This window comes from Bacteroidota bacterium, assembly GCA_016722375.1.
In the GTDB taxonomy this organism is placed as follows: Bacteria; Bacteroidota; Bacteroidia; order Chitinophagales; family LD1; genus Bog-950.
Map to the genome: position 1 here is coordinate 40,350 of JADKJG010000010.1, position 14,350 is coordinate 54,699.

Consider the following 14,350-nt stretch of genomic DNA (forward strand, 5'->3'; position numbering starts at 1 on the left):
AGTAAGGGTTCTTGGAGAAAGCTGATTCAACGTTCGGTTGTTTGGCTCTAATTTAAAATTAAAGGTAGGAGTAGTAAAACAATATCTCTTAAAAATTCAAAAGGCAACAGTTGGGTAACTGCTGCCTTTCTCTATTAGTAGGTCAAGAAAATTAAACTTCGGGACTGCTTTCCAAAGCAGATTGATATAGCTCATTCAAAAATACGCTTTCATCAAAGTCCGCGCGCTTCTCAAAATTCTCATTTTTCACTTTGACAGTAGTCATACGGTCAACAATAAAAGTGCGGTAATCATTGCGAAGCCGACACCAGCCCACCAAATGCTTCTTACCATTTTTTTGAATGATAGATATGGGTTCAACAACCCTGTGAGAAGTACCCTTTTCTCTGATTCATATTCTACTTCAACAATTTTGAAGTTTTCAATGCCATGATACAGAGCACTTAATAAAACAGGAGAATAGTGCATGGGCCGACTGTTTCGATCAAAACCTGAGTGTGAACTATTGGTACGCATGGTGATAATTATGTTGACAAAAGTAATGGTTAAACCCTTTCCGCCAAATTTTTAAAGAAATTTAATTTTTACAAGTTTCCGTTAAACCACTGATATTGCTACATTTCAGAAACCTATAATCAGACAAAAGTTTCCGCCTGTTTTAGACAATTAGGAAAGCGACTGTTCCAGAATACCAATTTTCTTCACAGCATCTTCCTTCTTTTTCCGTTCGCCTTCAACAACTGCCGGAGGAGCGGAAGAGACAAATTTTTCGTTAGAAAGTTTCTTTTCGATGGAGGCAAGAAAACCTTTTGCGTATTCTAATTCTTCGAGCAGTTTCTTTCTTTCCTGGGCGGCATCAGACACTAAGCCTGTGTTTACAAAGAACTGTCGGTCTTTGACCATAAAGGCTTTCATGCCCTTTTGTTCTTCGGTAGTATGCTCCAAAGTTCCCAGTCTGGCCAGCTTAATCAACTTGTGCCGGAAGGAATGAAAAGGCGCCTCGCCAGAACCGGTATAGAGCATATCCACTGTTTCGGCATTCTTCTTATTTGCTTTGGCGCGGATATCGCGGATATTGGCAATGACTTCAAAAGTAAAACTCGCTTGTTCAATCAATAATTCATTCACTTTCCCGACTTTGGGATATTGAGCCACGCAAATACTTTCATTTTCCTTTCTCACTTTCAGCGAATGCCAGATTTCTTCGGTGATGAAAGGCATGAAGGGATGGAGCAACAAAGTGATCTGTTCAAAAATATCTATCGTCTTTTCGTAGGTGTAAGAATCAATAGGCTTTTGATAATCTGGTTTAATCAGTTCCAGATACCAAGAACAGAAATCATCCCAAATGAATTTATAAATAGTCATCAAGGCTTCGCTCAAACGGAAGTTCTGCATGGAAGCGTTCATAGATTCTATCGTCAAGTTGAGTTTGCTTTCAATCCATTCTATAGCGATTTTGTTTCCTTCATTCGCTCCGTCTTCAATATGCCATCCTTTCACCAAGCGCAGCGCATTCCAAATCTTGTTGCAGAAGTTTCTTCCCTGCTCGCAAAGCGATTCATCAAAAGGCAAATCATTTCCGGCCGGTGAACAAACGAGCATACCCATCCGCACTCCATCGGCACCATACTTGCTGATGAGGTCCAACGGATCAGGAGAATTGCCAAGACTCTTGCTCATCTTTCTTCCCAACTTATCGCGCACGATACCGGTGAGGTAAACATTCGTGAATGGTTTATCGCCTGCAAATTCATAACCGGCAATAATCATCCTCGCCACCCAGAAAAAAAGAATCTCCGGCGCGGTTACTAAATCATTAGTCGGATAGTAGTATTTGAAATCTTTTCCCTCCCGATTATTAAACCCATCAAAAACTGTAATCGGCCAGAGCCAGGAGGAAAACCAAGTATCCACCACATCTTCATCCTGTTTAAGATTTTGAATAGCAGATTTCGGATAGCGGGTTTTGTATTCAGCTATTGCCTCCTCCTGTGTTTTTGCTACTACAAAATTTCCTTCTGCATCATACCAAGCAGGAATACGCTGCCCCCACCACAACTGACGTGAAATACACCAGTCGCGCACATTCTCCATCCAGTGTTTATAGGTGTTGATATATTTTTCAGGAATCAGACGGATGTTTTGATTCACTACATTTTCCAAAGCAGGTTTGGAAAGGTCTTTCATGTTTACAAACCATTGCAGCGATAAACGAGGCTCTACCACTGCATTGGTGCGCTCGCTTCGGCCTACCTTGTTCATGTAGTCCTCAGTCTTGATGAGAAGGCCTTCTTCTTTTAGTTTTTCAATAGCCAATTTGCGGGCTTTGAAGCGATCTACTCCAACAAACACTTGTGCCGCTTCACTAACGGTTCCATCTTCATTGAAGCAATCAATTACAGGCAGGTTGAATTTCTTTCCTATTTCATAATCGTTGACATCATGCGCCGGAGTGATTTTCAATGCACCGGTACCGAATTCCATGTCCACATAGTCGTCAGCAATTATTTGTACTTCGCGGTTCACCATCGGAACAATTACCGTTTTGCCCACCAGATGTTTGTAACGCTCATCATTCGGATTGACGCAAACCGCCACATCGCCCATAATCGTTTCGGGACGAACGGTGGCCACAGAAATAAAATCCTCGCTACCCCTTATTTTATATTTCACAAAACACAGCAGGCTCTTCTCTTCTTGGTGAATCACCTCCTCGTTGCTCAATGTGGTCTTGGCTTGCGGATCCCAGTTGATCATGCGCAGCCCGCGATAAATCATTCCCTTGTTGTACAGATGAATGAATGCATCGGTCACCGCTTCGCTCAAAGATTCTTCCATCGTGAAGCGTGTGCGCTGCCAGTCGCAACTGGCGCCCAGTTTCTTTAACTGTTCGAGGATGATACCGCCGTACTTATCTTTCCATTCCCAAGCATATTTCAAAAACTCTTCGCGCGACAAATCACTTTTCTTGATTCCCTTTTCGCGCAGCATGTGTACCACCTTGGCTTCTGTAGCGATCGAAGCATGGTCTGTACCCGGTACCCAGCAAGCGTTCTTGCCTTCCATCCGCGCCTTCCGAATCAGAATATCCTGAATCGTATTGTTGAGCATGTGGCCCATGTGCAACACACCGGTTACATTTGGCGGAGGAATAACTATCGTGTATGGCTCTCTTCCATCCGGCTCGGAATGGAAATAGTTGTTGTGCAGCCAGTATGCGTACCATTTATCTTCAATCTCCTTCGGGTCATATATTTTCGGCAATTCCATTGGTAATTTTTCTTTTTTCAGTCCGCGAATATATGCAATTGACAATGACCAATTAGCGAATCCACTGAGGTTGGATAAAAGTAAATAGGTACAGAACTATGGGAAATATCTGTAAATCTCCTTTCGGTGAAGCACTCGTCTTAATTCAAGAACATTGTCTTTATAATATGCACCGATACGGTATGAACCAAAACGCGCTTTGAAGCAATATTCATAACCTGTCATCTTTTCAAACCTACTAAGTTCCGCTATGGTAGCAGCATCAGGTAAGACCTCAAAAACAAAATTTTCTATTTCTTTCCTGCTTCTGTGAGGAACAAGAGAAAGGTCTTTCAGAAACCTCTTCTGATAAAGAACCTGCATGATTACTTCTTCTTTTTCAACTTCCGGTAATACACTTTGGCTTCTTCAGCGTTCAAAGGTTTCTCTTCGGCCTCCTTCATCAAGTGGAAAAGAGCATAGTTTTCCAACACCTCTTCAATCTTTTCGTAGGCTTCTATACTTAACTGGACAGCTACTTTCTTGTCTTTAGCATCCGTAACATAATGTGGTTTCAAGTGAAACATATTTTTGGTTTGATAAGAGTAAAGATAAAGATTTTCTTTTCAGCCTTTACATCGCCAATTCCTCCACCACCTCTTTCAAGTGCGGATATTCTTTCAATAGTTCTTCGCGCTTGGCCATTTCAAAATCGCGGAAATCGAAACCGGGAGCAACGGTGCAACTGACCAAGGCATATCCCTTCGCATCTTTCAGTTTAGAAGCAAACCAAAGCCCGGCAGGGATTACCGCCTGCGCAACTTCTCCGGTTTCGAGATTGTTGCCGAGATAAATATGATGCGCCTGTCCATCTTCGATGTAGGTGATTTCTAAAGTCTGCCCGCTGTGGAAGAACCAAAGTTCATCGGACTGAATGCGGTGGAAATGGGATATATCTCCATCCTCCAGCAGAAAGTAAATAGCTGTGCAACAGTTTCTTTCTTCTCCGTCGCGGTTCTTTACTTTTTCTGCGGAGCGATATGTTTCTTTATAATATCCTCCTTCGGGATGTGGGAGCATTTGAAGGTGGGAGATGATTTGTTTGGAATTTGACAATGTGTTGATTTGAGCATGTGATAATCAGACAATTAACTTGTTCGAGCCGGTGGTATCAAAATAAAACCTGAGATAGGTACAACAACAAGATTTATAAGATACCCAAAGAAAGCGAAGGTGACTACACCAGTCAAACATTTTGGCCCCTCAGATTGGCGGTTGTATGTCAATCCGAAAATGGAAATATAGATTGCCATAATCGGTACGATTAAACCAACCAAAAAACAAGAGGAAACTACTCCCCAATATACTCTTCGATCAATCCATTTCATTTTGCTACTAAACAATATGATAAAGAAAGGAGCCATTATCAATATGGCAGGAATAATAAGTCCAAAAAACAAAGCGAAAATCACTTTCATAATTCTTTTCCCCCAAAAATAACAATCCTCTTTTCCAATTTCCACATCAATGCGTCAAAAAAGCCTATCCATTTACATACAAAATGGACGGTGTTTTCGAACAAACACTTTATATTCTGCTGGAATCGGACACTTTTTTTCAAATACAATGTCCTTGTTTTCAAAAGGAGCCTATCTCATACCAAATTATAAGCCCTTTGCTACAGGCTTATATTGTCTATATTCCATAAAGACAATATAAATTTCAAAAAAACCGATTTCTCTTGCTAAAATATATTGTCTATACCACATATAGACAATATCATGCTCCAATTTAGGACCCTTAGTTAAATAATAATATTGTCTAAACAGGATATAGACAATATAAATAATGGTGCATGGCCGCTTTTGGGATGGAACATATTGTCTATACGCGGTATAGACAATATGTTTTTGAGGATTAGAACTGAATATTTCTCAAGACAATCCCTGTTCTATTAAACTACCGTCCTCTTCTGTCATAAAATAAGGATAGAAAGTTACCCATTGTATTGCTTTATTCAAAAAGTATCTATTAAATTTGAATTTATAAATCAAACTGTGGCGAGGTGGATGCTTTCCCGCAAATGTTTGATACTGATTAACAAAATAAAAAGACGATGAGCAAAGTAGTATTAGACCTTCGCAACACTTCACCGGTTCAGAAGCATGAAATCGCCCTGCTTATTTATAATTCGATGAAAGACAATCCCAACTTTCTTGATCCCAAGCCAACTTTAGCAGCTTTTAAAGCAAAGATGGATAAGATGAATGCTAAGATGGAGAAATTGGCTATCGCGAAGCAGGCTTTAAAAATTGCGTTGATTGAACAACGGAAAGCAAGCGACGAGCTGGCAAATACACTAAGACAAATGAGCTGGTATGTAGCAGTGGCCAGCAATGGCGATATGTTGAAGGCGCTCAGTTCAGGAATGAAATGGCGGAAAGCGAAAACAGCTTCGCCTGTTCCCCCGGTTTTGCAAAATCTTCGCGCACGGGCCACCAATAAATCAGGCGAAATTATTCTACTCTGGAAGGGAATCGCCCGGCGATATAATATATTCAGCTATGAGATTCGCTATACATTTTCTTCATCGGAGCATGCCAAATGGGTTCAGGGAGATAGTACCAGCGACCCTAAGTTGGTGTTTCAATCTCCCCGCCCTGGTGTAAAAATTTGGTTTCAGGTCCGCGCAACGAACGCTACCGGTGCCGGTCCATGGAGCAACAGGATTGGCATCGTTTCGCATGAGGAGGAATGAAAGCTATGATTCAATAACGCTACTTATCTCTCAAACGCCCAATAGCGGAATCGAGGGCAGATTTCATCTTGTCAACAGCTCCGCGCACGACCTGTTCATGGGTGTTGTCATGGTTAGTGACGGCGATGGGAGGAAGCCCGTTGAGACGCACTTCAATAACACAACGTTTGTCGTTTGGCGTGTTCTTACTGCCATTTTCGTCGGTCAGATGAACCTCTACGTTGGTGATTCTTTCTTCAAAACGGCTCAAGCCTTTGGTGATAAATTCGGTGAGCGATGTTACGTGTTCTTCTTTTCCAGATACGTTGTGGTCGGTGTTGAATTGAATGTTCATTTTGTTTGATTTTAATAGATAAAAAAGAGTTTAGGAATAGGTGTGAAGGTAGTGAAATATTTCAGGCAGGTGTACCTGCTTATAATAAATTGTGAAGATCAGATGGAGGTGATCGTGGCGATGGCGCTGTCGCTCAGCCCGTTGTCTTGGAGTATGATAAAGGTGTATCGCTCAACATTTCCCGAATCGCCAACGGTGTATCCATAAAATTGAGAGAAGGTTTGTGTGATGACATCCATTTCTTGTATGGTGCTATCGGCGCTGCCGTTGATGCTGCGCTGGATGATACATTTGCGAAGGAGTTGATCTACTCCGGCCTTGTAGGCATTGATGCCAAAAGTGGCGATGGTTCCGTGAGCAAGCACCGTATCAGAATAGACATATCCGGTACCGGCATAGAAGTTGATGACCGGAAGCGTGACTCCTGATTTCTGACAAGAGTAGAAGGTAGAGAACAGCGCGACGAGGATAAAATCGAAAACAGTTTTTTCATAAAGCATTTAGTTGCTGCGACAAACATAAACCTTCGGACTAAAACCCACAGAAAGGTTGGTGGGTAAAAAAGGATGCCACCCGATTTGGATGGCATCCGTAAATATTACCAGTTGAATCTGGCGGTGACGAAGAAGTTTCTTCCTGCGGCACTGAAACCAGAACCAAATGAACGATAGCGCATGTCCATGATGTTATCGCATCCCATATCGAAACCGAAGTTTTTATGAGGTTGAAAACCAATTCGAGCATTGAGGGTGAACCAAGCAGGCTCACCGTTAGGTGTCGCTTGTTTGAAGTTGTCCTCGCCCAGCATGTTGAAATCTTGCAGTCGCTTTTTTGCAGCGAACAAGGCAAAGAATTCGCCGCGCACCCATTTGTGTTTGGCGCGGAAACCTGCGCGTCCGTAGATAGGCGGAATATGGTCGAGCGGATAAGGCACACTGTCGGTAACGATTCTTCCGTAGGTATAAGTAACATTACCATAGAGGCTTATCCAATTGGTAAGATCAGCTTCTATATTGCCGCTCACACCGGCAATGTATGCTTTGCCCTCGTTAGTGCTTGTGATGACCTGACTCAAAGTCCCGTCATAATCAATGCTATCCTGCCCGTTGAATTGAGCTTTGTCATAAGTGATGGCCTGAATGAAATAGGTGTAGAAACCGGTGGCACTGATGCGAAGTTTATCGGAGAAAGATTTCTCGACTGTCAGTTCTCCGTTTAGGGTGTATTCCGGTTTCAGTTTGCTATTCGGCACGACCACACTTCCTTGAACACTTTCAAAAACCTTGCTCATGTCGTCCACATTCGGAGCGCGGAAGCCGGTAGAGAACAATGCCGCCAAACGAAATCCGGCACCGGGTTTTGCTACCAAACCTACATTGCCTGAAAGAGCATGGTAGTTGTTCTTGATTTCAGAATATGGCAGCGGATAGAAGTCCTGCGATTCGGGCGTGAGCGTGGAGTGCAACGCCACAAAATTGTATCGCAGTCCATCACTCAGAATCAATTTTGGACTGATTTGCCATTGGTGTGTGAGATAAACCGCCATATAGTTCATTCGGTTTTTCCCATCCGGATAACGGGTACTGGCTGCGATGGTGGTATCTTCAAATACATCGGTACCAAATGCTTTTGATTTGAGAAAGTTGAATTGTCCGTCTGCACCTAACACTACGTCATGAGCACCAAATTTCTTGCGAACGTCTGCATGAAATCCAATCACATTCACCTGCTCTATACGCGAGGTTTTGAACCTTTTTCCAAATCCGCGGTTATGGCGGCTCTCTTCAATGTTCTGGTAGTTGACCCCCAAACTGATGTTGTCTAACCATCCGGCATTTTTATAGTTGAATTCATAAGCAGCGAGCAATCTTCTTTGTGGGCCGTAGTACCACTCTGCATCTTTCAAAGTAGTGGGACTGGTCATTGCGGTCATCCTATCGTAGCGTGGCAGGTTGTTCGTGTTTGAAAATTGCACATTCAAAACGTGTGTGATGTTTTCGGATTGCTGGTACAAAAACTTCTGCAACAAATCGTATTGATAGAAAGCAGTTCCAGCTTGAACGGCAGGTACGCTGTTCTTAATGGTCGTGTCTTTCACGTACCTGTTATTGCCCAGCGAATCTTTTGCATACAACATCTTGGCATAGTATTCGCGGTCCCAGAATCCGGCGGTGGCGGGCGTTACATAGCTGCCCTGATGCATGTCGCCGAAATTGGAGAAGGTGGCAGAAGTAATGGAGCCGAATTTTTTACCGGCCAAACTAATATCCATGTGGCCGGTCATTTCATTATTAACGGTGCCATAGCGGAAGAATGCATTTCCTTTGGATAAGAAATTCTTTTCGCCTGAAAGTATAGGGTTCTTCGTTCGAAAATGAACTACACCTCCCAATGCGTCGCTTCCGAAAATAGTGGAAGATGGCCCATACAGAACCTCTACCCTATCCACCATGTTATTATCCACGGTTATAGAGTTTTGAAGATGTCCGGCTCGGTAAATTATGTTGTTCATACGAACCCCATCTACTACTAACAGCACCCGGCTGGCTTCAAAGCCGCGAAGCATCGGGCTTCCCCCTCCCTGCTGGCTCTTCTGCACAAATACCTGGCCGCTCATCGTCAAGACATCCGCAGAGCTTTGAGCATTCATCCGGCGAAGGTCATTGGATGTAATGACGTTGCTTTGCTGAGCAGCATTAGATTTAAGTCCTTCAAACTTGTTGACGGCAATGACTACCTCGTCTTTCTGAATTATTTTTTCTGTCGAGTCTATCTGCGCAAAGACCGAAGCGCCGCTCAACAGAATTAAGGAAATGGTTATTATTCTTTTCATGATTTTAGTTTTGATTAAAATAGATATAAGAGTTGTCACCAAGCGGATATCAGGCTATAAAAGGACATCCGTTCCTTCACGCTATGGGACAAAAAACAATAATGATCGAATACTAAGAAACCCGATCGGGCGGCGGAGAGAGGGGATTCACTATGAAAGAGGAGTATAAAAATGTTTCGGCAGAGTAAAAGGAATAAAGAAAAGCGGAAGCGAAATACTTAAATGAATCAGGATGGGCGATAAACTCCTTAATTACATCATAAAGCATAGTTCTCGTTGGCGATTGGCTATTATCCCCTTCCTGCTGCTGAAAAAACAAAGAAGCAAACCGCTCAATCAAATCAGCTTCTTTGGTGTCTTCCTCGACATATAGTAATACTTGATCTTTGTAAATCTTTATTTCTTCTACATCAAATAGCCGATTGTTGAGACGGAATTCTTTGTTCCTCTTAACCCAAGTGATGTTTTCAAATTCCACGTGGCTCATGGACATGAATGAAAGGTCCTCTTTTTCTAAATGAGCTAAAGATTCTTCCATCTCCTTCCTCGCTTCGCTCAGGTTCAGGATAAAGGCCGCGTAAAACCCGAAGAGATTCAACATTAAAACCGCGACAAAAGCAAGCGATAAAACTCGGCGCATGTGTGGCGCGAATGTAGAAAGAGGAGAGTTATTTCCTAATTAAAGACCATTCACACCTTTCTTGCATAATCGGTTGGCAATCCTTGAAAAGAATATCCTTAATATCGCATCATGAGCAAACCACTGATATTAGTTGTAAATGATGATGGAATCACCGCGCCCGGCATTCGGGCTTTGGTGGAGGCAATGAGTGATTTAGGAGAGGTGGTAATCGTCGCTCCTGATTCACCTCAATCCGGCATGGGCCACGCCATCACTATCAATAAACCTTTAAGATTGACGGAGGCAAAACATTTTGGCGACCTCCTGTCCTATCAATGTTCCGGCACACCGGTTGATTGCGTGAAGCTGGCAGTTGACAAAGTGATGCACCGCCATCCAGATTTATGCGTCAGCGGTATCAACCACGGGTCCAATTCTTCTATCAATATTTTTTACTCGGGCACAATGAGCGCCGCTGTGGAGGCCAGCCTCGAAGGCATTCCTTCTATTGGTTTTTCCTTATTGACTATCGACACGAAGCCGATTTTAAACCGGCGGCTCACTACGCCAAATTGATTGCAGAGCAGGTTTTGAAATTTGGCATTCCCAAGTACACTTTGCTTAATGTGAACATTCCTAAACTTTCTTTAGCCGAAATTAAAGGCATGAAAATTTGCCGACAAGCTCATGCAAAATGGGAGGAAGAATATCTTGAAAGACAAGACCCGATGGGCAAGCCTTATTTCTGGCTCACCGGTAAGTTTGTGAATTATGATCACGGGCAAGACACCGATGAATGGGCTTTGGCGAATGGGTATGTCAGTGTGGTTCCGGTGCAACACGATCTCACTGCACATCATGCCATCCCTTTCATCAACGAAAGTTGGAATTTCAAGAAGACCGATGTGGGAAATGAGTCGGTTCCGAGAGAGAGTGGCGATACTTTTAATTTCTAAATACACGACATGCTTGATAAAATTTTCAATCCCTCTCCCACCATTCACAAATGGGATCGTTTTTGGGTGGGCTTTCTGCCCGGAATGGTTGCCCCCTTGTTGGGTTTAGTGTTTTTCTACTTCCTCAACTTTCGGGAGTACACCATCGAATATTATCTCCAAATGGCTAGCTCGCCCACCGTGCTTTCTCCCATGTTGAGCTTCGGTGCCGTCATGAACCTGTTTCTCTTCTTTCCACTTATCTGGAAGGACTACTATAACGCTGCGCGCGGGGTGATTGGTGCCACTATTATTTATGCCATTCCCATAGCTATTATCAAATTCGTTTGATGATTTGTTTCCATAGCGCTGTCTGATGAAATACTACATCATTGCTGGCGAGGCCTCGGGCGATTTGCATGGTTCTCATCTTATCCGTGCTTTAAAGAAAGAAGACCCCGCAGCTGAAATTCGTTGTTGGGGTGGCGACAAAATGCAAGCTGCCGGTGGAACGGTTGTCAAACACATCCGCGATCTCGCCTTCATGGGATTTTGGGAAGTGGTGAAACATCTCGGAACTATTTTCGCCAATCTTCGCTTCTGCAAAAAAGATATACTGGAATATAAACCAGATGTAGTTATCCTGATTGATTATCCCGGTTTCAACTTCCGGCTTTTTTCATTTTTGAAACAGCACCGGTTCAAAATCTTCTACTACATCTCTCCGCAACTCTGGGCATGGAAAACATCGCGGGTTCACAAGGTGAGGGAATATGTGGACCGGATGTTTGTCATCTTCCCATTTGAAAAGGAGTTTTATGCAAAGTATAATGTTACAGTAGATTTCGTTGGCCATCCGCTGCTAGATGAAATAAAAGATGAGAAGCAGGATTTGCAAAGAGATAACAAAACCATCGCCATCCTCCCCGGCAGTCGGAAACAGGAGATTTCGTACTTACTTCCTGAATATCTTAAAGTAATTTCTGAATTCCCAGATTATCGTTTTGTAGTAACCGGTATGAGCAACATCGGTCGGGAGTTTTATGAAAACATAATCTCTGATACCCCTTGCGAACTGGTATTAGACCAGACATACTCCACCCTTAAACAATCCACCGCCGCTATCGTCACCTCAGGCACGGCAACTCTTGAAACAGCTCTTTTGGGAGTACCTGAAGTAATCTGTTATAAAGGAAGTTTTGTTTCTTACCATATCGCCAAAATGCTGATTAAGAATATCCGCTTTATCTGCATCGTCAATTTGATTTGTGATAAAAGGTGGTAGAAGAATTAATTCAGGATGAGGTGAACCGGGTACGATTGGTGAAAGAACTGCGCAACATTCTTACCCTCGAAGGCCGCGAACAAATTCTGTCCGGTTATGAATTATTGAAAAGCAAACTCGGCGAAGCAGGCGCTTCTGAAAGAGCCGCGAAGTTGATGGTGGGGTATTTGGGGAAGAAGAATAGCTGATTAGATTTATATTAAGTGCACCAACAAACAAATTGCATTACGGTTGTTGGTGATGTTCCATATATTTATTTCAATGGAGGAACTAAACATCAACAACGGCACGTGGGGGCCGGAGCCGGTTTGATTTTTACAATTTTTTGCATCTTACTAATGCCATTTGTATGCCTGACTTGGGACAATCTCCAAGTGACTTGGGGAAAGTACGAAGTACCTTAGGGAAGTTACCAAGTAACTTGGGGAAGGTACCAAGTACCTTGGGGAAAGTACGAAGTGACTTGGGCAAGGTAGCAAGTACCTTGGGGAAGGTACGAAGTACTTTGGGGAAGGTACCAAGTACCTTGGGGAAGGTAGCAAGTGGGTCTGTTCACTAAACTGTGTCAGGGTTAAAATTTGACACAGTTTAGTGAACAGACTCCTGTGGAAGCTACAGCGGCATTTTTTTATCCCAAACCGTTCTATGGAATCCACAGCCTCATTTTCCAAATAAATATTGGCTCTGTGGAATCCACAGAGCCAATATTTATTTGGAAAACAGCCTTATAGAAGGAAATGGAACGGTAAGAATCTTTGTTACTTCAGCGCAGTAATAGCTGCTGCTTCATCTGAATAAATCAGGAAAATGCTTTCTACTTTGGTGGTTTTGAGGAGTTTGCTGACTTGCTCGGGTAAATTGCAAAGGGCCAAGCGGCCACCAATATTTTTTGTCTTGGAAACTGCGTTTAACAACAAGCCTAATCCGGCGCTGTCCACATATTTCACGTCCATGAGATTGAACAACACGTTTTTGTTGCCAGTCCCAATATGTTGGGTAATCAGACCCATGACTTCGGTGTTAAACTGCATGCCCAGTATATTACCTTCGAGGTAAATAACCAGTGTTCCTTCTTTGTTTTCGCTTTTCATAAGGGGGGAATTTTAATACTAAGGTAAAAATTATGATGATATATCCTTGTTTACGGTAATAAAAAGATTTGGTTGCACCGGCTACCACGGAACCGGTACCGTTTACAATTCAGGAATTTTTTTTCTTTTCACAAAACCAGCTGTATTAACAGAAAGGGTGAAATAGTTGAGCGTTTGCCCCTGAGCCATAGGTTGCAGCGCATAGTTGAAATCAAATTGACGTATGTTTATCCGCAAGCCGAAAGAAAAACCGGGCAAGCCCCTCCTCGTAGCCAGCCTGAGCTCCTGCTGACGAAGGTGGTTATAGGCTACATGGAGAAAAACCACTTTTTTGATATTCACCTCCAGTCCGATGATGATATGTCTGAATAGTTTATCGGCAAAATATTTTTTCTCCTTGGTGCTGGTATCGGCAAAGAGATCGCTATTTTGAGATTCGGCAGGGTCGGTGTAGCGGATATTCCAGCGATATAGGTCGTGGAAAGTAAGATGAAAACGGAAAGGCACATGCTTGAAACCAAAAGCAAACCCTGCCTGCAAATCAAAAGGTAAAGGTTCGCGCACGCCCCGGTTGTATGCCTTGAACTGGGTACCGATATTTTTGGCAACGATAGAAGCCGTCAGGAGATGTGCGGTGTCGTGCAACATCACCGCAAAGTCGGTGGCCATACCTATAGAACTCCAACCGGCTAATTGAGAATAAATGAATTTAGCGTTCACTCCTGCCGAAAAAAGTTTTCCAAACTGATAACCGTATCCGGCATAAATATTCATCTCTCCAGCATTGAAACGGCCCGTAACATTTCCGGCTTCATCCGTTTCTTTGAATTTACCGTAAGCGACATATTGCAAACCAAAGCCAAAGGTTCCGGGAATTTTGAAGCGGTGGGCATAGCTCAAGTTTCCAAAATTGATTCCACCCGGATAAGCGGTCGTTCCAAAAGCAACGCGGCGGTGCATCAGGGGGTTTAAGGAGGCAGGGTTAGATAGTTGCGTGGTCAGGTCCTGGTCAAAAAGGGTCACGTTGGTTCCTCCCAAAGCCGTCACCCGTGCGGATGGAGAAAGAGATAGAAATTCATAAGTGCTCTCCCCTCCTATTTGTGCAGAGGAAATAAGTACCGTCAAAAATAAAACCGAGAATAATAAAGCCTTCTTCAAGCGCTGAGAAATTTCGACGCTAATAAACAGAAAGGCTTTGAGATTATTGTGTGTAGTGAAAATTAATTATTCAATAGCGTTT

General features: G+C 43.1%; 13 protein-coding genes and 2 pseudogenes. 4 read left to right on the plus strand and 11 right to left on the minus strand.

Annotated elements, in window-relative coordinates; genetic code table 11:
• Positions 1-151 precede the first annotated feature (151 nt).
• From IPP77_13995 to IPP77_14015, 5 genes are all read right to left on the minus strand, one after another.
• Positions 152-391 (minus strand): WYL domain-containing protein, encoded by a 240-nt coding sequence (locus tag IPP77_13995; GenBank protein ID MBL0310735.1) that lies wholly within the window; start codon positions 389-391, stop codon positions 152-154.
• A 275-nt stretch (positions 392-666) separates the two neighbouring features.
• On the minus strand, positions 667-3,273 hold the full coding sequence (locus tag IPP77_14000) for a valine--tRNA ligase (GenBank protein MBL0310736.1): 2,607 nt from the start codon (positions 3,271-3,273) through the stop codon (positions 667-669).
• A gap of 96 nt (positions 3,274-3,369) precedes the next feature.
• A complete protein-coding gene (locus tag IPP77_14005) occupies positions 3,370-3,636 on the minus strand; it encodes a type II toxin-antitoxin system RelE/ParE family toxin (GenBank protein ID MBL0310737.1) in 267 nt (88 codons plus the stop codon).
• Between the two features lie 2 nt (positions 3,637-3,638).
• The gene (locus IPP77_14010; protein ID MBL0310738.1) at positions 3,639-3,839 is read right to left on the minus strand and encodes a hypothetical protein; all 201 of its coding nucleotides are present in this window, start codon (positions 3,837-3,839) and stop codon (positions 3,639-3,641) included.
• Between the two features lie 46 nt (positions 3,840-3,885).
• Complete coding sequence (locus IPP77_14015) at positions 3,886-4,332, minus strand: cupin domain-containing protein (protein ID MBL0310739.1); 447 nt, start codon at positions 4,330-4,332, stop codon at positions 3,886-3,888.
• 1,036 nt (positions 4,333-5,368) lie between these two features.
• Here IPP77_14015 and IPP77_14020 point away from each other — a divergent pair.
• Positions 5,369-6,010 (plus strand): fibronectin type III domain-containing protein, encoded by a 642-nt coding sequence (locus IPP77_14020; protein MBL0310740.1) that lies wholly within the window; start codon positions 5,369-5,371, stop codon positions 6,008-6,010.
• A 19-nt stretch (positions 6,011-6,029) separates the two neighbouring features.
• Here IPP77_14020 and IPP77_14025 read toward each other — a convergent pair whose 3' ends face one another.
• From IPP77_14025 to IPP77_14040, 4 genes are all read right to left on the minus strand, one after another.
• Positions 6,030-6,344 (minus strand): HPF/RaiA family ribosome-associated protein, encoded by a 315-nt coding sequence (locus IPP77_14025; protein ID MBL0310741.1) that lies wholly within the window; start codon positions 6,342-6,344, stop codon positions 6,030-6,032.
• Between the two features lie 98 nt (positions 6,345-6,442).
• Positions 6,443-6,844 (minus strand): hypothetical protein, encoded by a 402-nt coding sequence (locus IPP77_14030; protein MBL0310742.1) that lies wholly within the window; start codon positions 6,842-6,844, stop codon positions 6,443-6,445.
• Positions 6,845-6,942: 98 nt separating this feature from the next.
• Positions 6,943-9,177, minus strand: a complete 2,235-nt coding sequence (locus IPP77_14035; GenBank protein MBL0310743.1) for a TonB-dependent receptor — start codon at positions 9,175-9,177, stop codon at positions 6,943-6,945.
• 112 nt (positions 9,178-9,289) lie between these two features.
• Positions 9,290-9,817, minus strand: a complete 528-nt coding sequence (locus IPP77_14040; GenBank protein ID MBL0310744.1) for a hypothetical protein — start codon at positions 9,815-9,817, stop codon at positions 9,290-9,292.
• Positions 9,818-9,928: 111 nt separating this feature from the next.
• Between IPP77_14040 and surE the strand changes: the two are divergent.
• The 3 genes and pseudogenes from surE (at position 9,929) to lpxB (ending at position 12,207) form a co-directional block, all read left to right on the plus strand.
• Positions 9,929-10,755: pseudogene (surE, locus tag IPP77_14045) on the plus strand (5'/3'-nucleotidase SurE).
• Between the two features lie 9 nt (positions 10,756-10,764).
• Positions 10,765-11,085 carry a hypothetical protein gene (locus IPP77_14050; GenBank protein ID MBL0310745.1) on the plus strand — a complete coding sequence of 107 codons (321 nt, stop codon included), beginning with the start codon at positions 10,765-10,767 and terminating at the stop codon, positions 11,083-11,085.
• Between the two features lie 25 nt (positions 11,086-11,110).
• Positions 11,111-12,207: pseudogene (gene lpxB, locus IPP77_14055) on the plus strand (lipid-A-disaccharide synthase).
• 570 nt (positions 12,208-12,777) lie between these two features.
• Here lpxB and IPP77_14060 read toward each other — a convergent pair.
• Both IPP77_14060 and porQ read right to left on the minus strand, forming a co-directional pair.
• The gene (locus IPP77_14060) at positions 12,778-13,110 is read right to left on the minus strand and encodes an STAS domain-containing protein (GenBank protein ID MBL0310746.1); all 333 of its coding nucleotides are present in this window, start codon (positions 13,108-13,110) and stop codon (positions 12,778-12,780) included.
• A gap of 102 nt (positions 13,111-13,212) precedes the next feature.
• The gene (porQ, locus tag IPP77_14065; GenBank protein MBL0310747.1) at positions 13,213-14,268 is read right to left on the minus strand and encodes a type IX secretion system protein PorQ; all 1,056 of its coding nucleotides are present in this window, start codon (positions 14,266-14,268) and stop codon (positions 13,213-13,215) included.
• Positions 14,269-14,350 lie beyond the last annotated feature (82 nt).